The following is a 20612-nucleotide window of genomic DNA, read 5'->3' as shown; positions in this document are numbered from 1 at the left end:
GATTCACCAAATAATTTGTTTAAAATAATAAAGTTATAATTAAATTGCTTTACAAGTTTTCAATGTCTTCCACCAACGTGTAGTACCCACCATCTACCCCTTCAATTAGATGTTTAATCTTGTTAAAGTGCTCAGTAAAATCACTTTTTTCTAACCAACTTTTATGAAAATCAATACTTTCATAGGTAGTTACCATAATTGCCTTGTTATTATCGGTTGAACGATACCACCGACTGCTAATCCAACCAGGAACACTCTGAGATCCTCTCTTAAATCTGTACAGTTCTTCAGCCTGGATAGCGACCAATTCATCTAGTTTGCCTGGTTTTGCAGTAAATACATTAATCCACACGATTGATTTACTTGATTTCATCTAAATAACCCCCCTAGCGTTAAATTACTTTCCTTATTAAATTTTAAATCAAAACATAAATCAGGTGTCAGTACTGACTGATACCTTGTTTTGTAAAAAACTAGGGTGTTAAAGCCCTAGTGAATGTCTGCACACTTTCCATTATAAATGCCTCAAGGGACACGGTTGGAAAGCTATCATCGGAATCTAAGTTGTTCATAAATGCTCCGAAATTCATCATCATAAACGATAAAGCCTGCAGCTCTGGATTTGTACTAATCAGTTTTCCTTTTTCATACATAGAAGAAAAATAGTTTGTCAAAAATTCCAATAATTGTCGAGGGTGCTTTTGTGTTCTTTCTTGAAACCCGGGTAAATTGCCTTCCTCCTTGATACTTATCATAATCATTTTCCGATTACGTTCCATAATTTCATGATAAGTTCGACTGATCAGTTGTAAGTCTGAATGTAAATCCCAAACGATTTGCCCCTCGTTAAAAAGTTTTGTCATCTCTTCGGAATAATGAAAACGGTCAAATGCTGTTTCGAGAAGATTTTGCTTACTTCCGAATCGACGAAAAAGTGTCTTTTCGCTTAAACCTGCTGCAGCAGCGATTTCTTGGGTAGATACACCATTATAGCCTTTCTTTGCAATTAGATCGATTGCTGCCAACATCAGCTTATCATCGTTACTTAAATTATTACTGTTACTCATACTCTTTTCCTTTCTAATCGGGATGTCAGTACTGACTGTCATTTGTTTCATTCTATTCCAGCTATTATAAATTTGTCAAGAACAATTTCATTTTAAAGGTAAAAAATTAATGAACATAAATTCCCTTATTTTTTTTGAGTTAGTTAACATAACCCTTATTATAAGAACGAGAAAGCCGATTCCCTAAACAAAAGAAGAATCGGTTTACTGTCTATATCAATTTTATTAAAGAGCTTGTAAACTCCTTATACTCCCTTTGGTCTGCAAAGAACTTCAACTTTAAATCCGCCTGGGGCTTTCACAAAGAATGTCCAAACATGTTTCTTTCCCTATGTTCATACATAACCAATGATGCAGCACCAATAACCCCTGCATCATTTCCCAACTGAGCTAGTTTTACTTTCGTACTTTGTCCTACCTGAGGAAAGGTAAACTTATGGAAGTATCCTTCTACCCCTTTTAACAACATATCGCCTGCTGCTGAAACTCCTCCGCCAATAACGATTGTTTCGGGGTTAAGAACGTTTGCAATATTACCGCAAGCCAGTCCTAAATAGAAATATAGCTTATCTAATACGGTTAAAGCTAATTTATCTCCTTGTTTTGCTTGATCAAACACTGCCTTAGAAGTGACTTCCTGGCCATCATCTATTAACCTTTTTAATTCAGACTTACCGGTAAATTTTTCAGAAAAATCCCGGGCTATATGGACAACACCTGTTGCACTAGCTACGGTTTCAAGGCATCCGCGATTACCGCAAGTACACTGATAACCATTTGGTTCAACAATCAAATGGCCAATTTCCCCAGCCGCTCCTACTTTTCCATGAAGCAGATTTCCATCTGCAATAATACCGCCGCCGACACCTGTTCCAAGCGTCATAAAGACAACATCTTTTCCACCTTCACCAGCGCCCTTCCAACGCTCACCTAAAGCCGCGACATTGGCATCATTTTCAATATAAAACGGGATACCTGTTCCATATTCAATGAGTTCCTTTACTGGCTGTAATGTACGCCAATTTAAATTATACGCTCCAATGACGGTCCCTGTTTGACGGTCAACGGTTCCGGGAGACCCCATTCCGATACCTAAGAAATCATTCGCAGAGAGTTCATTCAATTTTAACCGATGATTAATTGAAGCAATAATATTTGGTACGATATTCTTACCTTCATTTTGAATATCTGTTTTAATACTCCATTTTTGTTGGATCACACCCTCTTCTGTTAAAATAGCAAACTTTGTTGTTGTACCGCCTAAATCTATTCCAATTAATTTTTTCACCTTTTCCACACCTTGTAAAAAGATATTTGTAGTAATATATTACATAAATTCAATCTAGTTTCCCCAAACCTCTTATCAATCCCCGGATTAAATGTAACCATAAATTTGTTTAAAGGCGGAGAGAATTGTCTCTCACACCTTTAGGTAAAAAAAAGATTTAAAGACATAAACATGCGCTGTATAAGCAAAATAACTATTTTATAAGATAATCCTTTCCTATTATTTCACTTTCCCTAAGATTTAAATTCAATTAAGTTACCATCTGGATCACTAACATACACTCGCTCGCCGCCAGCTTCCTTATTCGAAACAGTCAATAACTCAACACCAAGTGTCTTTATATGTCTAATAAAAGCGTCAATGTCCTCAACTTGAACAGCGAAATGGCCGTCATCCCGGTCTAAATCAGTCGTACCTCGAAAAGTTTTTCCTTTTCGATAAACAATTAAGTGCAGCTGTGTATTGCCGATCTGATACCATGCCCCTTCTGTATCAAAATTTGGCCTTTTAATCAAATTAAAACCGAGAATATTACTGTAAAAATGTTTCGCACGTTCTAATTCCGTCACGACTAATGAAACGTGGTGCACGCCGATATATTCCAAAAGACTCTCTCCCATATCACGATCTTATTATCAAAAAACTTCATGCACTAAACTGCGAAATCCATTGATACTTGTTTTAATAGACTCAATTTCATCTAATTGTGTATGATCTTGTTCTAAAAGAATGCACTCAAGATTTGACGCATTTCTTGCGGTATTAATGATATCTTGAATCGGGAGAACACCTGTTCCAATTTCTGTAAAACACAATGGATCTATTGTTGCTTCAAAAGTGTTAAAGGTAATCTCTTTTTCGATATCAACTATCCCATCAAACATAACAAGAGGTTGCGGAGCATTTTTCGGAAAATCCTTTTGATGAAGCAGTATTAGCCGGTCTTTGTACTTTTCAATCATTTGCACCGGATCTTGCCCGCCGCGGGTCATCCAATAAGTATCCATTTCTAAAAATACCAAAGAGGGATCTGTGTTTTCTATAATAATCTCGTAAACGGTTTTACCTCCAAACTTTTGAAATTCTTGGTAATGATTGTGGTAATAATAACGCATACCGCGTTCTTTACACATTTCACCTACTTTGTTAAACAGTTCACAGCGCCGTAATACATAATCGATGTCATTATATGGATAAAATTCTATGTCACATCCGATTTGTTTATTGCCTAATGCCTCATGGTAATCTAAAACTGCAGGGAGGCGATCAAGGTTTAATGGGTTAATATGACAACCGACGATAGACATCCCTAAGCTATCGAGGCTTTCCTTCATCTTATTGGCAGGAACTCCGAATCCAATGCCATCATCTTTGTCTGCATGATGGTTTGCAGCCTCTACATATTTAAATCCGGCTTCTGCTATTTTAGCTAAAGTACCATATGGGTCTTTCTGTAAAGAGCGGCGTACCGAGTAAAGCTGAACACCAAATTTTAATTCCATAGAAACATCATCCTTTCGTAAAATACAGCTTCGTTATTGTCACAAATTTTTTAAAATAAAAGAGCAATATTTCCGATTATTATCGGGCTTTTTTTCCCGAGGCAAAGCAACGGCTTTATAAAAAATTTCCCTATTTAAACCCACCATAATCCAGAAGATTTTTCTCTAATTAAAACGGATTGAAGATTAGTTACTGCCCGGTTAAATCCTTCTTCTACAGACATAAGAGGATCTTCATGCTCAATACTAACAACATAATCGTAACCGTATGTTCTTAAAGCGCTCATCATATCCGACCATTCTTGCAAACTGTGGCCGCAGCCTACTGATCGGAATGTCCAAGCCCTTGTTTGAACGTTTCCGTATGGTTGCATATCAGTCAAGCCATACATGTTAACATTGTCTTGGTCAATATAGGTGTCTTTGGCATGGAAATGGTGAATGGCGCCTTCTTTTCCTAATATTTTGATAGCGGCAGCCGGATCAATGCCCTGCCACCACATATGGCTTGGATCAAAGTTTGCCCCGACGGCCTCGCAAGTTTTTTCTCTTAGTTTCAATAAGGTATACGGTGTATGAACAAGAAATCCGCCATGTAATTCAAGTCCGATTTTAACGTTGTGATCCTCTGCATACTTGCCCCATTCTCTCCAATACGGAATTAATTTCTCTTCCCATTGCCATTTTAATACTTCACTATATTCATTTGGCCACGGCGTAACCGGCCAATTTGGGTATTTTGCACCTTCATGATCGCCGGCTGTTCCAGAAAAACAATTAACAACGGGTACTTCCAACATTTCTGCCAGTTTGATAGTTTTTACAAATGTTTCATGCGATTCTTTGGCATAAGCTGAATCTGGTGAGATTGGGTTTGCGTGGCAACTGAATGCACTGATTGTCAATCCCCTTGATTCAACAGTTTTTTTATAAGCGTTTCTTTTTTCTTTACTTTCAAGCAAGTCATCTATTGGACAATGGGCATTGCCGGGATTACCTCCGGTTCCTATTTCAACAGCATTTAATCCCGCTTTTTGTACATAATCTAACATTTCTTCAAATGGCTTTTCTGCAAATAGTACTGTAAATACACCTAATTTCATGTTAACAACCTCCATTACATTTCCCTTGCAATTTATAAAGTGAAACTTCCATTAGTAGAAGATTGTTCATCCCTCACTGATGGTTAGCTGAACAAATCGGGGTGTTATCGAAGCTACTGCTTGAATAACCTTCCTTGTAATTTGCGACGAGCTTTGATTTAGCTTCTTTGAAAATTCGTCGCGCAGGAGCATGGCTATTTTAAAACATCTTAGTATTACTGCGACGAGCCTTGTTTAGCTTCTTTGGAATTTCATCGCGCAGGAGCACCTCCGTTATCTCCCTCCTAAACTTCAGCGCTTAAACTTAAGTTTTGAGGTGGGAGTCTTACGGACGGTTACACCGGGATAAACTATCTATCTAATGCATTTTTTTGAAGACCCATTGAAAGAGGGGCAGGTTTTTCACAAGAACTTTTTACGTCATAATATTTTCCTTCATCACTTGCAATATGAAATCCATGCATAAGTTCTAAGACATGATAACCCAATTCTCCATTTGCCCGGTGCGGCCGATTATTAAAAATAGCGTAAGCCATATCTAATACCCCAAGCCCCCGGCTGTTTTCGGTAAAACCGTGAGTTAACGGCATTTCAACGAAGTCAACCTGATTCTCCCGTTTGATGTAAACTGGGCCTCCAAAAGTATTAGGATCTGGAACAATCAATGATCCAGCTGTTCCATGAATCTCGATATGAGGCGTTTTAGTTCCCCATACATCAAAGCTTGTAATAATAGTTCCAACAGCGCCATTTTCAAAGTCTAACAAACCAGCAACATGGGTTGGTGTAGTAACCGAAAATGTTTTTCCATAATTTAGATCATTTGTTATCGATCTTTCGGGGAATGTTGTTTTAGTCATACCCGCTAGACGACGGATTGGACCAATGAGATTAATCAGTGCTGTAAGATAGTAGGGTCCCATGTCAAACATTGGTCCCGCACCTTTTTGATATAAGAATCCCGGATTGGGATGGAAACTTTCCGGACCGTGATACATCATAAAAGCTGTTGCCGCAATGGGTTCGCCAATCCAGCCGTCATCAATCAATTTCCGGCATGTCTGGATACCGCCTCCTAAAAAAGTGTCTGGAGCAGTCCCAACTAACAATCCTTTTTCTTTTGCCAAAGCGAGTATTTTTTCAGCGTCGTTTAGGTCAATTGCTAATGGCTTTTCTCCATAAGTATGTTTACCTGCTTCAAGAGCTTTTAGGTGGACTTCAGCATGAGCGCTTGGAATTGTTAAATTGATTACAATTTCAATTTCCGGATCTGCTAAAAGTTCGTCAACCGTACAAGCTTTTGGAATATTAAATTCTTCCGCCCTTGCCTGTGCCGCTGATACATCCAAATCAGCACAAGCAACGATATCGAGAATGTCAAATTTTTGTCCTGCTTGGAAATAAATAGGGCTTATGTTTCCGCAGCCAATAATACCAACTTTAATTTTTTTCATATTTATTGCCTCTCTTTCTGTTTAAATCATTCAAAATATTCAAACACCAAATGTAAAATTAAAGCACCCTCTCATTTAACTCTTTAACGATTTGTGCGTGATGTTTGTCTAACTTATAAAATATTAGTGTAATGATCTGGCCAACGGTGAACAAAATTGCACCAGCATACAATAGAACACGTATTGCGTTTATGGCTGTTCCTGTAATGGCCTTCGGGTCGTACCCCGCCCATCCTAATGCATAAGCAGCAAAGGCTGAACCAATTGCAATTCCGAATTTAGTGGCAAAGCTATAGACAGAATAAAGCAAGCCTTCTGTCCTTCTTCCAAACTTCCATTCTTGATAATCGGCCGTATCAGCTAACATCGCATAGATTGCCGCACCGCTCACTCCAATTAAGATAAAAGCTATAAAGAGTATCACTGCAAAAAGAATCGGCTGCTTCTCTAAAAAGATTAGCAAAACAAATAATAGTGTCGTGGCTGATAATACGATAATACTCCCGTTTCTATTTCCTAACCGCTTTAAAATAGGGGAAGCGATCGCACCGCCGATAAAACTTCCTCCATTGCTTAAGGTTAATAATACTGGACCCATCGCCGGCTGCTTGAGAACATACATTGCATAATAGATGAGAACACTAAACACCACGCCTATTCTCAAGAATTGTATGATTGAACCAATGGCGATCATCAACCAAGGCTGATTTTTAAGCATGTTAATTAACGATTTACCGATAGTTCCTTTATCTTCGTGCACACTATGGCCTGAGTATCTCTCCTTACAATTCTTAAATACAAGCAGAAACAAAATAACGCCTATAATAGAATAAACCGCCATCGTAACTGGAAAGCCAATCTTCTGATTTCCGTTCCCGAAAAAGTTGACTAACGGCATTGTGCAAGCTGCCACCAAAGTTGATCCTAACCCCAAACCCATCATTCTGAAACCGCCTAATTGTGTTTTTTCATATGAATTCCTCGTCATCATAGCGAGTAATGCACCATAGGGCACGTTAATACCTGAATACACGATTCCCAGGAGCAAAAAAGTGACATATGCGTATACCAATTTCGCATCAGGTGAAAAATTTGGAGTGATAAACGCTAAAATACTTATAACTCCTAATGGAATGGCTAAATAAAGCAAATAAGGCCTCGCCTTTCCATGCTTACTTTTAGTATGATCAATTAAAATTCCAAAAAACGGATCAATAACTGCATCTAAAACTCTCGTAATTAAAAATAAAGTTCCGGTAGCAGCCGCTGCGATACCAAAAACATTGGTGTAGAAAAAGAGCAGATAACTTGAAATCATTCCCCAAACAAAATTTGACGCCAAATCCCCAAAACCGAAACTCACCTTTTCCATAAGGCCTAACTTGTCCGATTTTAAACCCGTATCTGTATCCGCTTTCAAAATCCCCATTACCGTACCCTCTCCCTATTTATAAAAAGTTTTTTCATTAAACTATCATTTTAATAAAGTGAAAGGTTCCATCAGCAAGGGGTTTTATCCCCCCTTCCGATGGCAATTTTCAGGTATCTCTTAGAGGTCTATAGTCACGAATCACATCTGTATATTATTTTGTAAATGAAAGAATACCCTCTTGTTCATTAATTTCAATTGCTTTGCCTGTTTCTGCAGATTGATAAATAGCCTCTAATATTTGCGTAACGACAAAGGCCTCTTCAGGCTTCACTACCGGTTCTTTATCTTCTAGAACAGCGTCAATCCACTGGTTAGCTTCCAAGTAACCTGCATCGGCTTCTTCTCCTTCAAAATAAGCAACGCCTGCGCCGCCAGATGTTTCTGCTTCCACCATTTGACCGTATTTTGTTGTATTAAATTTAATGTAGCCTTCGTTTTTCCACGCGTCGCCAAACATTTCAGCGCCAGCTTCTGTGCCGCATAATGTCACTTGTGCTTCTTTTCCATTGAGCATATTTAAAGCCCATGACGATTCCAGCATAATCGTTGCACCATTTTCCATTTTAATGTAGCCAAATGCTGAATCTTCAACCTGGTATTTCTCTGGATCCCAAGGTCCGAATATATTACCTTCAGGCTTATCTTTTAATTTTTGAAAAGCAGACCCTGCAACCAGCTTTGGTTTATAATTGTTCATTAGCCATAGTGTGAGATCCAATGCATGAGTGCCTATATCAATCAGCGGGCCGCCGCCTTGCTTCTCTTTATCCATAAATACACCCCAAGTCGGCACGCCCCTGCGGCGAATCGCATGGGCCTTTGCAAAATAGACATCACCTAAATCACCGGCTTCGCAAGCCTGATGTAATGCTATAGAATCATTCCTAAATCGATTTTGATAACCGATCGTTAATTTTTTGCCTGTACGCTTTGCGGCATCCAACATTTTTTTTGCTTCTTTTGAGTTAATAGCCATTGGTTTTTCGCACATTACATGTTTACCTGCTTCAAGAGCATCAACCGTTATGACAGAATGTGAGATATTTGGCGTACAAACGTGGACCACATCAATAGAATCGTCTTTTAACAATTCTTTGTAATCCGAGTATACTTGGGCGTCTTCACTACCGAATTCTTTTGCTGCATTTTCCGCTCTTTCTTCGACTACATCACAAAATGCGGCTAAATTAACTTTATCTTTTAACTTGGAAAGTGCAGGTAAATGTTTTTGAAACGCTATCCCGCCGCATCCAATAACAGCGGCTTTAAGTTTATTCATAGCAGACATAGATTTTCTACCTCCTAAAAATATTATTATTTAATTTGATAAGCATCTAAAAGTTGAGACATAGATTGGCAGCTAATTTTAATGCTGTCTAATTGATTTTTAGTCGTTAAATCTTGCTCAACGAAAATGTATTTTGCTGCGCCAATATTTTGGACCGTTTCAATAATAGATTTAATATCTATTGAACCTTCTCCAACTTCGGCGAAATATTCCGGTTTTGAGACTTTTGAGAATGCTTCAAAGCCAATTTCTTCATTTTCGTTAATGACATCAAACGCACTTACATTTAAGATTTCTGCCGGCATGTCTTTTTGGTGAACAAGATGACAACGTTTTCCTAACCTTTCCAAATAATTAACTGGGTCAATGCCGCCTCTTATTGCCCAGTAAGTATCAAATTCAACTTTTACCAAATTCTCATCAGTGTTTTCTAGCAAAATATCTAATGCATATTCTCCATCATACTTTTTAAATTCTTGAAAATGGTTATGGTAATAAAGATCTATACCATTTTCTTTACATTTTTCACCGTATTTATTTAATTCTTTTGCCAGATTAAGAACATCCTGTTTATTATTAAAAAAGGCGATAGAATATCCAATGCCGGAGCTGCCGATTTCAAGATTGTACGCAATAGCTTCTTCTAAATTCTTATCATCAAGCGGTCCAACGTGCATTGAAACTGCATTCAAGCCAAACTTGTCGAGTGCCTTTTTTAACTCACTTGCTGTCATACCGCCAATTTTCATACCTTTATCAGCATCATGGGTGAAAAATTCAAGATTCTTATAACCTATCTCCGCAACCTTCTCCAATGTCCCTGCAAAATCTTTTTCCAGTTCATCCCTTACCGAATAAAGTTGTAATCCAAGTTCCAAACTCATTAAAATGACCTCCTTGTTTTTATGTAATCAATCACGCAAATTAAATACTGGCATCTTTAATGAATCCCATACCTGCATTTATCACCCCCTTAAAAAGTAATCGTTTACTTTACTTACAAATCTTGTTTAATTTATTTTTTTAAGTAAACGATTACTTTAAGTTAGTATGAAAGTAAACGTTTACTTTGCCGCTAATTTTTCAAGTAATCGTTTACTTGTATTCTATATCCGCAAGACTCTCGTATTACTGTCCGGCCATTAAGAATAACTTGCTTTTCTTCAAGTCTTTCTTTTCTTAGCAGACAGATAAGCAGCTCCATAGCATTGCTGCCGATTTCAAAGGTTGGCTGTGAAAAAGTTGTCAAGGCCGGTTCAACTATTGTGGACATTTGAATACCATCAAAACCTACAACAGCAATATCTTCCGGTACGGAAAGATTATTCGCTTTAATAGATTTGATTGCTCCAATTGCCATTTCATCATTGGCAGCGAAAACACTGGTTGGCGGGTTTTTCAGGTTTAATAGCTTTTCCATCAAGTGATATCCAGAATCAAAAGAAAAATTACCTTCCACAATTAATTCATCCGGAGTTTCTAAGTGGCGGTGAGCCATTGCTTTCCGATAGCCTTTTAGTCGATCCCTTCCTAATACACCATCAAGCGGTCCTGTTATATGGGCTATTCTTTCATGCCCCAAGCTTATAAGATGATTCGTCATTTGCTGCGCTCCGCTTATATTATCAATATTGATGGTAGGAATTTCAGCTCCTTCTATAAATTCACAAGCGAGTACAATGGGGTAATTTTCAAACAGCATGTTTAGTACCTGAGGATCTGTTCTGGCAGTGAGTAAAATAGCGCCATCAACTTTTTTATAATACAAATGGTTAAAGTACTCTGACTCAATACGATTTTGTGTATCTCCTAAAAGGACCTGATAGCCATTCTCCATAGCTATCGATTCTATTCCGCGCAAAACATTTGAAAAAAAAGTATTTGTAATATCAGGAACCACAACAAGAATAGTTTTGGTTTCCATTGTGCGAAGCTGTCTTCCTAAAATATTTGGATGATAATTTAATTCCTTAACCGCTTCCATAACCTTTCTTTTGTTTTCAGCGGTGACATTGCCTTTATTGGTAAGGACGCGTGATACAGTTGCTGTTGACACTTTAGCCAATTTCGCAACATCTTTCAGATTGCTCATAGATATAACCTCACACTAGAAAATAATTAAATTGAACTAGAGGGAATTTTAGGACTATTTAAATAGTAAGTTATCACCTTATTTAGGTACTGTCAATACCCTTTAAAAGTTTCTCAAAACAATATTTCTAATCTTTTAGCCAAACCATATGCTTTTCATAAGGAAATCCAATTTTAAAAACCAAAGGGCCAGTGCAAAACTATCAGATTAATGATGAAATTATTTAGAGCAAGGATTAAATAGACTATTTCAAATATAAAAGTTATATCATTATTTTTTTACAATGACAGAATGATAACTGTTAAATAATTTTATTGATAAATTTTTTGTGAATTCTTGAGCCTCATGAATAAAGGCGGAAACAACAGGACTGATATGATCAGTTGAACGGACCACAAGCCCTATGTTCTGGTATACTTGCGGACTTAAGTAGGAAGCGCTGACTTTTAATGGATGAGATGGAATGGCCATCTCTGGAAGTACCGTATTACCTACACCTTCTTGAACCATTGCTAAGATTGTAGCAATATCTCGCACTTCAAATTGGACATTTGGTGATATTCCCTGTGCCTTAAAAATCCCGCTCAGCATCCGGTCACATTCTTTTGGCAATATAAAAGGTTCATTTGCGATTTCCTTTAAGTGTATAGCTGATTGTGAGTTAAGCGAATGTTTTTCCGGCAAAAAAATGACCATTTTGTCTTGCAAAAGCGGTATAAATTCAAATTGATGCGTTTCTTCCAAAACCAAACCTGCATCAATGATCGATAATTTAATCCAATTCTTCACTTCTTCATAACTTCCTTCATAGAGAATAACCTCAACGCCCGGAAATCTTTTCTTAAAAGAGCCGATCATTCCCGGCAATAATTTGGCAGACATGCTTGAAATACTGCCAATTCTGATCGTCCCCGTTTCAATTTCTGTAATACCGGACGCTTCATTTATAATTTTCGTTTTTATAACCATTAAATCACTAATCAGGCTTGTGATTCTTTCCCCGACTTTTGTCAAGCTAACCCCTTTTCGATGCCGGTTTAATAATTTTACATTTAAGTCCTTTTCTAAAGCTGCTACAGCTTGACTGACTGCAGATTGTGATAGGCCGATTTGTTCTCCTGCTTTTGTAAAACTTTTCGTTTCCACTACCTTTAAGAAAACCTCTAATTGAAATAACGTCATTGTATACCCCTTTTAGCATTAGATTTTACTTATGCTTAAAATTCAAAACATTAATTTTACTTATATTATAACTCATCATATACTAAATTTAACGTCAAACCAAAAGAAAGGTGAGAAATTCATGAGTATATTACAAGCAGATGGAAAAGACATTCTTAAAGAAATAGAAACAAGCAAAACGGTGGTCGTTGATTGCTGGGCGCCTTGGTGCGGTCCCTGCAGAATGCTGGAACCAATTATTGAGGAAATTGAACAAAAATATGCGGTGAAAATTTTAAAAGTTAATGCTGATGACAATGAGGCGTTTATTAGTCAGTTTCAGGTGCTGGGAATTCCTGCATTATTGCTTTTTAAAGAAGGCCAGCTTGTTGAGAGAATATCAGGATTTCAGCCGAAGGAGATGTTAATAGAAATATTAAAGAATCGTGAATTTATTGAAGCCTAGCAGAGCCGCTAATAAGATTGAGTTTTTTTGGGCGTAACTTTAAATAAATGTTTTATGATTTATAACCAATTAAATAGGATAAGGGTTGGCACTCTCCAAACCCTTATCCTTTTACTCTTATGAATCAATAAGCTTTAAGCTTGAAAAATACGGTCAATTTCTTTAATCTCCTGATCAGTTAAATGAACATCAAGCGTTTTTAAATTGTTCAAGACTTGTTCCGCTCTCTTTGCCCCTGGGATTAATACATCAATTGAATCACGGGTTAAATACCAAGCGAGAACGACATGAGCCGCTTCTGCATTTTTCGCCTCTGCAATTTGACGGAGCTGGTCTACTTTTTCTAAGTTTTGGGCAAAAACTTCTTTCTGGAAGTAAGGCAAGTCTTTACGTAAGTCATTAAATACTGCATTCTTATCATATTTGCCGGCTAATAATCCGGATGCCAGCGGAAAGTAAGGCACAAATGAAATGTTATGCTCCGCTGTATACGGCAACAGTTCCTTCTCGGCACCACGCTCTAAAAAGTTATATTCGCCTTGATAAACATCGACGTAGCCATCTTTATTTGCTTCTTTTAATTGATCAATTGAAAAATTCGAGACACCGATCGCTCTGATTTTCCCTTCATCTTTTAGTTCTTTTAAAGCGCCGACCGCTTCATCCTTTGGCGTATCTTCATCTGGAAAATGAATATAATATAAGTCAATATAATCGGTTTGCAGTCTTTTTAAACTGTCTTCAACCGCTTGCTTTAAGAACGCAGGGGAATTATCAAACACCTCTTCGTTTCCAACAAATTTATGGGCGCCCTTTGTTGCAATAACCGCCTCTTGCCGGTTGCCCCTTTCTTTAAGCACTTCGCCGATTAATTCTTCGGAACGTTTTGGCCCGTATATAAAAGCCGTATCTAAAAGATTAATACCGTTATCTAACGCTGTACGGACTAAATCTTTACCCGCTTCCTCGTCTAAGTTTGGATAAAGATTATGACCTCCAACAGCATTTGTTCCCAACCCAATCGGATTGACATATAAATCTGATTTGCCTATACGTGTTTTTTCCGCCATTTGATTTCACCATCTCCTTTTGCTAAGTTTATTTATTATTCTAACAAAATATTTATAAGGGATGGAAATGGTTAGCTTGGTAATTTCTTATTGAAAATTTATTAATAAATTAAACTTTCATCGATCGAAAAACAGTCGTAATGCCTTGTCCTCCGGCTATACATAGGGTAGCGAGTCCCCATTTTACCTGTCTTTTCAACATGGCATGAATAAGTGTAGCACTGATTCTTGCGCCGCTGTTCCCAATCGGATGCCCAAGGGCTATTGCTCCGCCATTTACATTAATTATATCCATCGGTAAACCCAGTTCCTTAATGACTGCCAATGATTGAGCTGCAAAGGCTTCATTAAGCTCTATTAAACCTAAGTCTTGTATTCCTATATTAGCCATGTCTAATGCCTTTTTTGTCGCCTCAACAGGACCGATGCCCATCCTGTCAGGTTTTACCCCTGAAAGGCCAAGACCAACAACCTCGGCTAAAGGTTCCAGCTCATATTGCTTTACGATATCGCCAGAAACTATCAACAGCATTGATGCACCATCATTTAAGCCGGATGAATTACCTGCTGTTACCGTTCCTTCCTTCTTAAATACCGGTTTAAGTTGGGCTAATTTCTCTAAATCTGTTTTTCTTGGATGCTCATCAATTGAAAAGATAATAGATTCTCCCTTTCTTTGAGGAACGGCGACAGGCACAATTTCATCTTGAAAATCTCCTCTTTCAATTGCCGCATGAGCCTTTAACTGACTGTTATAAGCGAATAAATCTTGCTCCTTCCGGGAGATTGAGTAATCTTCAGCTAAGTTCTCAGCCGTCATCCCCATGACAAGACGGCCATATTTCTTAACCGGTTGGGACCCCGGCTGGCTTTCTTTATTTGGGTCAAGAATATCAGCATTTCCTGAAAGGAATCCAAACCGGGCATTTCGAAGATAATAAGGGGCATTACTCATACTTTCTACCCCGCCTGCAATATAGGCATCTCCTAATCCGGCACGAATAGATGAAAAGGCATTATGAATGGCCTGCATGCCGGAGCCGCATTGGCGATGGACAGTATAGCCTGGTATCGATTCCGGAAGCCCCGCCTTTAAAAGTGCCATTCTAGCAATATTTGATTGATCTTGACTTTGCTTTGCTTGACCGATAATGACTTCATTAATCACTTCATCAGGAATAAGATGCTTTTCCCTTAAGTCTTTGAATAATGGCATTAATATATCATCCGGCTGAACGTCCTTAAGTGTCCCGCCCAATTTTCCAACTGCTGTTCGTTGCGCACTGACAATATACACTTTATTATTCATGTTTGCCGCTCCTTAACTCAATGAATTGATCGTTTCGCAAATTTCAAAAGACGCATCAGTTTTTTCTTTAACCTCGTCTAAACTGATGCCAGGCATTAATTCCGTTAACAACAACTGTTCATTTCGATATTCAAAAACTGCCAGCTCGGTTATAATCTGATCGACCTTACGAATGGAAGTAATAGGGTAAGAACATTTCTTAACAATTTTCGGATCACCATTTTTAGCAGTATGATTAGTCGTAACAATGACCTTTTTCGCACCGCTTAAAAGATCCATCGCTCCTCCCACTCCCATTATATTTTTTCCGGGTATTGCCCAGTTGGCAATATAGCCGTTCTCATCAATCTGTAAAGCACCTAGAATGGCTACATCAATATGACTGCCGCGAATCATGCCAAAAGATTCAGCGCTATTGAAATAAGATGCACCAATTTGCTCAGATACCGGTAATTTCCCTGCATTTACAAGGCTTGGATCAAAATCATTCTCGGATGTTAGCTCTTTAACCCCCAGCATCCCATTTTCGGTATGAAAGTAAATAGATTCAGAGTTTACATATTTTGAGATAAGTGTTGGAATTCCGATCCCAAGATTGACTATAGAATAAGGGCGTATTTCGGCTGCTGCACGTTTAGCAATTAACTCTTGAGTTTCTTTATTGGAACGCATATTTTGAAACAACTCCTTCTTTTGTTAAAATCAGTTCACTTTCAACAATTGCGTCAACAAATAAGTGCGGCGTTATAATTTCTTCGGGTGAGAGCTCTCCAGGCTCTACAATCTCGTCAACTTCCGCAATCACAAAGTCAGCGGCAGTTGCCATCAGCGGGTTAAAATTGCGTGCCGTTTTGTAATAAACCAGGTTGCCGAGAGTATCAGCCTTCGCTGCTTTAATTAATGAAACATTAGCACGTAAAGGCTTTTCGAAAATATATAATTCACCATCAATTTCCCTAACTTCCTTATCTTTTGCTAATTCAGTTCCAACACTGGTTTTCGTATAATATCCGCCAATTCCGGCACCGCCGGCCCGAATGGATTCAGACATTGTCCCTTGCGGCATAAGCTGAATGTCCAGTTTGCCTTGGTTAAAATAATCTCCAACTTCCCTGTTGCTGGTAAAATAAGAACCGATCGCTTTCTTAATCTTGCCTTGTCTTAATAAGACGCCGAGGCCTTTGCCAGGCTCTCCTAAGTTGTTACTGATTACCGTCAATTGACTTACATCGTACCGTGTCAGCTCATCAATCAGACTTAGGGGTGCGCCTACTAAGCCAAACCCTCCGACCATTACGGTATCGCCTGATTTAATTTTTTTAATGACTTCATCTTTTTTTACTAACTTCCCCATATTTATCACCTCAAGTTATTTAATAAACAATAAACAAAAAACAGCCTCCCCAAAAGAAACAAGCATGATGCGCTTCTTTTGGAAAGGCTGTGTGATCTTAATTTACTTGAAAACGGTTAATTTTCAACATTAAGATGTCAACTTTCCATCATCTTAATCAGAAACTGATTAGATTCTTACTCTTTTATAAATAGCTTTTAAACGAATATATGTTATCAAGGAATAACTATTTTTGTCAAACACTGAACTTTAAGAAAGTATAAATTAGCCTTTTCTTAATCGAAAATATTTATCCCATATATCCCCAGATTAAAAAGGCTGCGACATAAACAATGCCTACCCAGAACATCATCACTACTGTATAACCCATAATGTCCTTTAATTTTAATTTTGAGAGGGCAAGCGCCGGTAAAACCCAGAACGGCTGAATCAAATCATTCCAGGCAGCCCCCATTTGAACACTCATGGCCGTTTTGGGTATGGATGCTCCCAATTCTTTAGCCGCATGGATCATAAATGGTCCTTGAATCGTCCAATGACCGCCGGCAGATGGTGCAAAGAAATTAATGATAAAGGAACTCACCAGCCCCCAAAACGGTAATGTTTGAGCAGAAGAGAAGCTTACAAATCCCTTTGCAATCGTATCGACTAAGCCTGATCCGGCCATAATGGCCATAATTCCTGCATAAAACGGAAATTGTAAAATGATGCCCGAAATCGTTTTGATTCCGTCATTTAAGCTCGCCACATATTTTCCAGGTGTCCCTAATAAAATAATGCCCAGGAATAGAAAAATAAAATTAACCATATTAAGTTCCAGCGAGCCGCCATGGATAAAATAAATGATAACATAGGCTATTCCAACGAAGCCGATTAAATAAGATAATATCCTGCTATTATTTAATTTAGTTGCAAATGTGCTTTCGCCTAATAAATTTGTTGGTGCCGCTTCCTTTTGCGCATCTTCTAATGAAGGATCAATCTCTATAATGCCTTCCTTATGTTTTGGATGAAGCATGGCATTCAAAAGCGGTAATGTAACAATAATGACAAGGCTTGTTATGACCATTGGCAACGTAAATATTGTTTCACTGAACGGGATAATACCTATTTCTTTTACCATTGGATGAGTTGATGACGAAATTAAGGCCGGTATAGTTCCCGATATACCCAATCCAGTAATTGTAAACCCGCTATATCCGGCAGCGATGATTAAAGGATAGTGAACGCCTTTAACCTTTAACGCCAGCTTTTTCGCTATCACTCCCCCGACAATTAAGCCGAATCCCCAATTGATATAACATCCGATACAACCGACGACAGTTGCGATAATGATTGCCGTTCTGGGTGTATGAATTCGGCTGGCAAGCTTGTTCAACATTTTATCAACAATTGGTGCTGTTGCCAGAACGTATCCCATAGCTAAGACTACAGCAATTTGCGTTGTAAGAGATAAAAGATTCCAAAAACCTTGACCCCAATCTGTCGTCGTTTTAATAAAGCCTTGCCCTTCTATAATCATGGCTAAAATCATAGTTAGGATGGTTAACCCGATGGATAACACAAATGGTTCAGGTAAATACTTTCTCATTAAATTTGTAAAAAAATTAGTAATCTTCTCCACAATGTATCCCCCCTTAACTTAAAAAAGTTCCTTGCTTTTATATCTTTTGATAACCTTTTATTTAAATTGCTGTTCTTTTATCTTTTATAACACGCTCCATCATTATTTCACCTCCATAAAAATGCATAACAAAAAACCCAGCTCCACCAAAAAGAAATAAGAAAACAGACGATTTTCTTATAACTATTTTTGGAAAAGCTAGGTATCCTTAATTTTAATGAAATTGGGCATTTCACCATTAAGAAGATGCTTTTCTTAAAGTTAAACTTTTCAATTAATAGTCTTCATGATAATTATAAACGCTTACATTAAATATGTCAAAATTATTTTTTTGATTGGATTTTTTCAAAATAGCGCTTATAAGCTGCTTTTAATGCAACGATAACTGAATTTGTTGATGGTGCAAAATAATGTGCCTCTATTCTCTTTACAAGATCATCAATACCGTTAGATAAATTGTACCCAACCATCATGCGCTTAAAAAAATCCTTCGTTAAATCTGCAATAAAAGTAAATTCAGCATTAACGATTTCGTGAGTGCTCATATCAATCTCGAGTATAATACCGGCATGCTTATATATTTCGTACATTGCACTTCCTTGAGGAGCCTTGGCATAAGCTGTAACCAGTGCAGTTTTAAGTTCAGTTTGTTTTCCCATATTAATACTCCTTACTGTGTTTTCTTAATCAGCGTTTAACCCCAGTTTTAAATTGGAGTTAAACGCTGCGCTTCTCTAAGGATTAAGTTTTGTTTTAGTTTTCCATATTAACTTTAATCCTTCCCCTTCCACCTTATTTCATATAAATCATCCCGGCGGTCTTTTAGCTGCGTGACACTGCCGGCTTTTCGATTGCGCCTTAAGATTTCTAAATCAACATCACCGACGACGACCGTTTCAATGTTTGGCGAACATTCACCGGCAATACCGTCTCTTGCAAAGCTGAAATCAGATGGAGTAAAAATACCTGATTGCGCATATTGAATATCCATGTTTTCAACTTGCGGAAGATTACCGACTGTTCCGGAAATGACCGTATACACTTGATTTTCAATGGCCCGGGCCTGAGAACAATAACGGACTCGAAGGTAGCCTTGTCTTTCATCAGTACAGAATGGCGTAAAGATAATATTTGCACCATGATCAACGACATAACGGGCAAGTTCGGGGAATTGAATATCGTAGCAAATAAGGATGGCAATTTTACCGCAATCGGTATCAAAGACTTTGACTTGATTGCCAGGCGTAATTCCCCACCACTTTTGCTCATTTGGTGTGATATGAATCTTATATTGCTTGTCGATTGTTCCATCTCTTCTGAATAAGTAAGACACATTATAAATATGGTGATCTTCTTCGACGAAATGTGAACCGCCGATGATATTGACATTATATTTAACTGCAAGATTATTAAATAGCTCCAGATATTGCGGTGTATATGTAGCAAGCTTTCTAATCGCTTCACTCGGGCTTTTCTCATCTAAAAACGACATAAGCTGTGTCGTGAAAATTTCCGGGAACACGGCAAAATCAGAACGGAAATCGGAAGCAACATCCGTATAATATTCAACTTGTGAAGCAAAGTCTTCAAAGCTGTTAATTTTCTTCATTTCATATTGAATGACACACATCCGGACTGGAAATGATGTTTTAAACTGCCTTTTCGTTTTCTTTCTAAAATCAACATTATTCCATTCCATTAATGTCGCGTATGCTTGCGAAGCTTTGTCATCGGGCAAATAGCTGGCATTGATTCTTTTTACCGTAAAGCCGTTCATTAACTGGAAGGTTAATACCGGATCATAAATATTATGTTCAATGACTTCATCAACGTAGCGGCGCGGTGTCATCTTATCAGCAAATTTTTGATAGTTGGGAATCCGTCCGCCGATAATAATACTTTCTAAATTGAGCCGTCTGGTCAGGTCCTTGCGTGCTTCGTAAAGGCGCCGGCCGATTTTCATGCGCCGGAAATCAGGATGTACCATGACCTCTATGCCATAAAGATTAAGACCTTCCGGATCATGATTCGTAATATAACCTTCGTCAGTAATTTCATCCCAAGTATGCTGATTATCATATTCATCAAAATTGATAATCAGGCTGGAGCAGGAACCAATGATTTTCCCGTCAAAGGTTACGCAAAATTGCCCTTCCGGAAAAATTTTAAGATGGCTTTCGAGCTGGTCCCGTTTCCAGGGATCCATGCCCGGGAAGCAAACTTGCTGAAGTGCCATTAATTCATCTATATCGCTTTCTCTAATATTGCGGAGTTCAATTTTTGTTTCAAACTGGTGAATATCAATCTTTGGCATACTTATACCCCTTCATGCTTCTGTTTCTTATTTCTTTACCCAATATATTATCTTTTTAAAACTTTTAAAGCATGCATGCATCCTGTTT

20 protein-coding genes are annotated in these 20612 nt (G+C 38.0%); 1 reads left to right on the top strand and 19 read right to left on the bottom strand.

All coding sequences use genetic code 11. The features are described from left to right. Nucleotides 1-49: 49 nt before the first annotated feature. The 12 genes from ACFQRG_RS01260 to ACFQRG_RS01205 all read right to left on the bottom strand — a co-directional run bounded on the left by ACFQRG_RS01260 (nt 50) and on the right by ACFQRG_RS01205 (nt 12408). Nucleotides 50-373 (bottom strand): putative quinol monooxygenase, encoded by a 324-nt coding sequence (locus ACFQRG_RS01260; protein WP_380962826.1) that lies wholly within the window; start codon nt 371-373, stop codon nt 50-52. 100 nt (nt 374-473) lie between these two features. Beyond that, nucleotides 474-1067: a TetR/AcrR family transcriptional regulator gene (locus ACFQRG_RS01255; protein WP_380963234.1), complete on the bottom strand. Its 594-nt coding sequence runs from the start codon at nt 1065-1067 to the stop codon at nt 474-476. Between the two features lie 298 nt (nt 1068-1365). Continuing rightward, on the bottom strand, nt 1366-2355 hold the full coding sequence (locus ACFQRG_RS01250; protein WP_380962824.1) for an ROK family glucokinase: 990 nt from the start codon (nt 2353-2355) through the stop codon (nt 1366-1368). A 233-nt stretch (nt 2356-2588) separates the two neighbouring features. Beyond that, nucleotides 2589-2960 (bottom strand): VOC family protein, encoded by a 372-nt coding sequence (locus ACFQRG_RS01245; protein ID WP_380962822.1) that lies wholly within the window; start codon nt 2958-2960, stop codon nt 2589-2591. Nucleotides 2961-2990: 30 nt separating this feature from the next. After that, on the bottom strand, nt 2991-3857 hold the full coding sequence (locus tag ACFQRG_RS01240; protein ID WP_380962820.1) for a sugar phosphate isomerase/epimerase family protein: 867 nt from the start codon (nt 3855-3857) through the stop codon (nt 2991-2993). Between the two features lie 134 nt (nt 3858-3991). Then, nucleotides 3992-4960 carry a sugar phosphate isomerase/epimerase family protein gene (locus ACFQRG_RS01235; protein ID WP_380962818.1) on the bottom strand — a complete coding sequence of 323 codons (969 nt, stop codon included), beginning with the start codon at nt 4958-4960 and terminating at the stop codon, nt 3992-3994. Between the two features lie 350 nt (nt 4961-5310). Further along, nucleotides 5311-6414, bottom strand: a complete 1104-nt coding sequence (locus ACFQRG_RS01230) for a Gfo/Idh/MocA family protein (RefSeq protein WP_380962816.1) — start codon at nt 6412-6414, stop codon at nt 5311-5313. A gap of 58 nt (nt 6415-6472) precedes the next feature. Continuing rightward, the gene (locus tag ACFQRG_RS01225; protein ID WP_380962814.1) at nt 6473-7843 is read right to left on the bottom strand and encodes an MFS transporter; all 1371 of its coding nucleotides are present in this window, start codon (nt 7841-7843) and stop codon (nt 6473-6475) included. 154 nt (nt 7844-7997) lie between these two features. Beyond that, the gene (locus ACFQRG_RS01220) at nt 7998-9125 is read right to left on the bottom strand and encodes a Gfo/Idh/MocA family protein (RefSeq protein WP_380963232.1); all 1128 of its coding nucleotides are present in this window, start codon (nt 9123-9125) and stop codon (nt 7998-8000) included. 35 nt (nt 9126-9160) lie between these two features. Continuing rightward, nucleotides 9161-10018, bottom strand: a complete 858-nt coding sequence (locus tag ACFQRG_RS01215; RefSeq protein ID WP_380962812.1) for a sugar phosphate isomerase/epimerase family protein — start codon at nt 10016-10018, stop codon at nt 9161-9163. A 191-nt stretch (nt 10019-10209) separates the two neighbouring features. Continuing rightward, a complete protein-coding gene (locus ACFQRG_RS01210; protein ID WP_380962810.1) occupies nt 10210-11226 on the bottom strand; it encodes a LacI family DNA-binding transcriptional regulator in 1017 nt (338 codons plus the stop codon). 270 nt (nt 11227-11496) lie between these two features. Next, nucleotides 11497-12408: a LysR family transcriptional regulator gene (locus ACFQRG_RS01205; protein ID WP_380962808.1), complete on the bottom strand. Its 912-nt coding sequence runs from the start codon at nt 12406-12408 to the stop codon at nt 11497-11499. 121 nt (nt 12409-12529) lie between these two features. On the opposite strand from ACFQRG_RS01205, the gene trxA reads away from it, so the two are divergent. Next, nucleotides 12530-12853, top strand: coding sequence for a thioredoxin (gene trxA, locus ACFQRG_RS01200; RefSeq protein WP_380962806.1), 324 nt, complete (start codon nt 12530-12532; stop codon nt 12851-12853). A 134-nt stretch (nt 12854-12987) separates the two neighbouring features. Here trxA and ACFQRG_RS01195 read toward each other — a convergent pair whose 3' ends face one another. The 7 genes from ACFQRG_RS01195 to ACFQRG_RS01165 all read right to left on the bottom strand — a co-directional run bounded on the left by ACFQRG_RS01195 (nt 12988) and on the right by ACFQRG_RS01165 (nt 20524). Then, on the bottom strand, nt 12988-13923 hold the full coding sequence (locus ACFQRG_RS01195) for an aldo/keto reductase (protein ID WP_380962804.1): 936 nt from the start codon (nt 13921-13923) through the stop codon (nt 12988-12990). Nucleotides 13924-14032: 109 nt separating this feature from the next. Beyond that, complete coding sequence (locus tag ACFQRG_RS01190) at nt 14033-15232, bottom strand: thiolase family protein (protein WP_380962802.1); 1200 nt, start codon at nt 15230-15232, stop codon at nt 14033-14035. 12 nt (nt 15233-15244) lie between these two features. Next, a complete protein-coding gene (locus ACFQRG_RS01185; RefSeq protein WP_380962800.1) occupies nt 15245-15904 on the bottom strand; it encodes a 3-oxoacid CoA-transferase subunit B in 660 nt (219 codons plus the stop codon). After that, nucleotides 15891-16586 carry a CoA transferase subunit A gene (locus tag ACFQRG_RS01180; RefSeq protein ID WP_380962798.1) on the bottom strand — a complete coding sequence of 232 codons (696 nt, stop codon included), beginning with the start codon at nt 16584-16586 and terminating at the stop codon, nt 15891-15893. The genes ACFQRG_RS01185 and ACFQRG_RS01180 overlap by 14 nt, the downstream gene beginning before the upstream one ends. A 289-nt stretch (nt 16587-16875) precedes the next feature. Then, a complete protein-coding gene (locus tag ACFQRG_RS01175; protein ID WP_380962797.1) occupies nt 16876-18210 on the bottom strand; it encodes a short-chain fatty acid transporter in 1335 nt (444 codons plus the stop codon). A gap of 323 nt (nt 18211-18533) precedes the next feature. Beyond that, a complete protein-coding gene (locus ACFQRG_RS01170) occupies nt 18534-18869 on the bottom strand; it encodes a DUF3870 domain-containing protein (RefSeq protein ID WP_380962795.1) in 336 nt (111 codons plus the stop codon). A gap of 113 nt (nt 18870-18982) precedes the next feature. After that, nucleotides 18983-20524: a GNAT family N-acetyltransferase gene (locus ACFQRG_RS01165; RefSeq protein WP_380962793.1), complete on the bottom strand. Its 1542-nt coding sequence runs from the start codon at nt 20522-20524 to the stop codon at nt 18983-18985. Between the last annotated feature and the right edge of the window lie 88 nt (nt 20525-20612).

This window comes from Scopulibacillus cellulosilyticus (genome assembly GCF_042665295.1).
GTDB classification, from domain to species: domain Bacteria; phylum Bacillota; class Bacilli; order Bacillales; family Sporolactobacillaceae; genus Scopulibacillus_A; species Scopulibacillus_A cellulosilyticus.
This window is presented reverse-complemented; position numbering and strand designations above follow the sequence as displayed.

What these genes read in the sequence shown, in the direction of transcription:
- ACFQRG_RS01260 (WP_380962826.1), bottom strand. Translation starts at nt 373, where the DNA reads ATGAAATCAAGTAAATCAATCGTGTGGATTAATGTATTTACTGCAAAA.
- ACFQRG_RS01255 (WP_380963234.1), bottom strand. Translation starts at nt 1,067, where the DNA reads ATGAGTAACAGTAATAATTTAAGTAACGATGATAAGCTGATGTTGGCA.
- ACFQRG_RS01240 (WP_380962820.1), bottom strand. Translation starts at nt 3,857, where the DNA reads ATGGAATTAAAATTTGGTGTTCAGCTTTACTCGGTACGCCGCTCTTTA.
- ACFQRG_RS01235 (WP_380962818.1), bottom strand. Translation starts at nt 4,960, where the DNA reads ATGAAATTAGGTGTATTTACAGTACTATTTGCAGAAAAGCCATTTGAA.
- ACFQRG_RS01230 (WP_380962816.1), bottom strand. Translation starts at nt 6,414, where the DNA reads ATGAAAAAAATTAAAGTTGGTATTATTGGCTGCGGAAACATAAGCCCT.
- ACFQRG_RS01225 (WP_380962814.1), bottom strand. Translation starts at nt 7,843, where the DNA reads ATGGGGATTTTGAAAGCGGATACAGATACGGGTTTAAAATCGGACAAG.
- ACFQRG_RS01220 (WP_380963232.1), bottom strand. Translation starts at nt 9,125, where the DNA reads ATGAATAAACTTAAAGCCGCTGTTATTGGATGCGGCGGGATAGCGTTT.
- ACFQRG_RS01215 (WP_380962812.1), bottom strand. Translation starts at nt 10,018, where the DNA reads ATGAGTTTGGAACTTGGATTACAACTTTATTCGGTAAGGGATGAACTG.
- ACFQRG_RS01210 (WP_380962810.1), bottom strand. Translation starts at nt 11,226, where the DNA reads ATGAGCAATCTGAAAGATGTTGCGAAATTGGCTAAAGTGTCAACAGCA.
- ACFQRG_RS01205 (WP_380962808.1), bottom strand. Translation starts at nt 12,408, where the DNA reads ATGACGTTATTTCAATTAGAGGTTTTCTTAAAGGTAGTGGAAACGAAA.
- trxA (WP_380962806.1), top strand. Translation starts at nt 12,530, where the DNA reads ATGAGTATATTACAAGCAGATGGAAAAGACATTCTTAAAGAAATAGAA.
- ACFQRG_RS01195 (WP_380962804.1), bottom strand. Translation starts at nt 13,923, where the DNA reads ATGGCGGAAAAAACACGTATAGGCAAATCAGATTTATATGTCAATCCG.
- ACFQRG_RS01190 (WP_380962802.1), bottom strand. Translation starts at nt 15,232, where the DNA reads ATGAATAATAAAGTGTATATTGTCAGTGCGCAACGAACAGCAGTTGGA.
- ACFQRG_RS01185 (WP_380962800.1), bottom strand. Translation starts at nt 15,904, where the DNA reads ATGCGTTCCAATAAAGAAACTCAAGAGTTAATTGCTAAACGTGCAGCA.
- ACFQRG_RS01180 (WP_380962798.1), bottom strand. Translation starts at nt 16,586, where the DNA reads ATGGGGAAGTTAGTAAAAAAAGATGAAGTCATTAAAAAAATTAAATCA.
- ACFQRG_RS01170 (WP_380962795.1), bottom strand. Translation starts at nt 18,869, where the DNA reads ATGGGAAAACAAACTGAACTTAAAACTGCACTGGTTACAGCTTATGCC.
- ACFQRG_RS01165 (WP_380962793.1), bottom strand. Translation starts at nt 20,524, where the DNA reads ATGCCAAAGATTGATATTCACCAGTTTGAAACAAAAATTGAACTCCGC.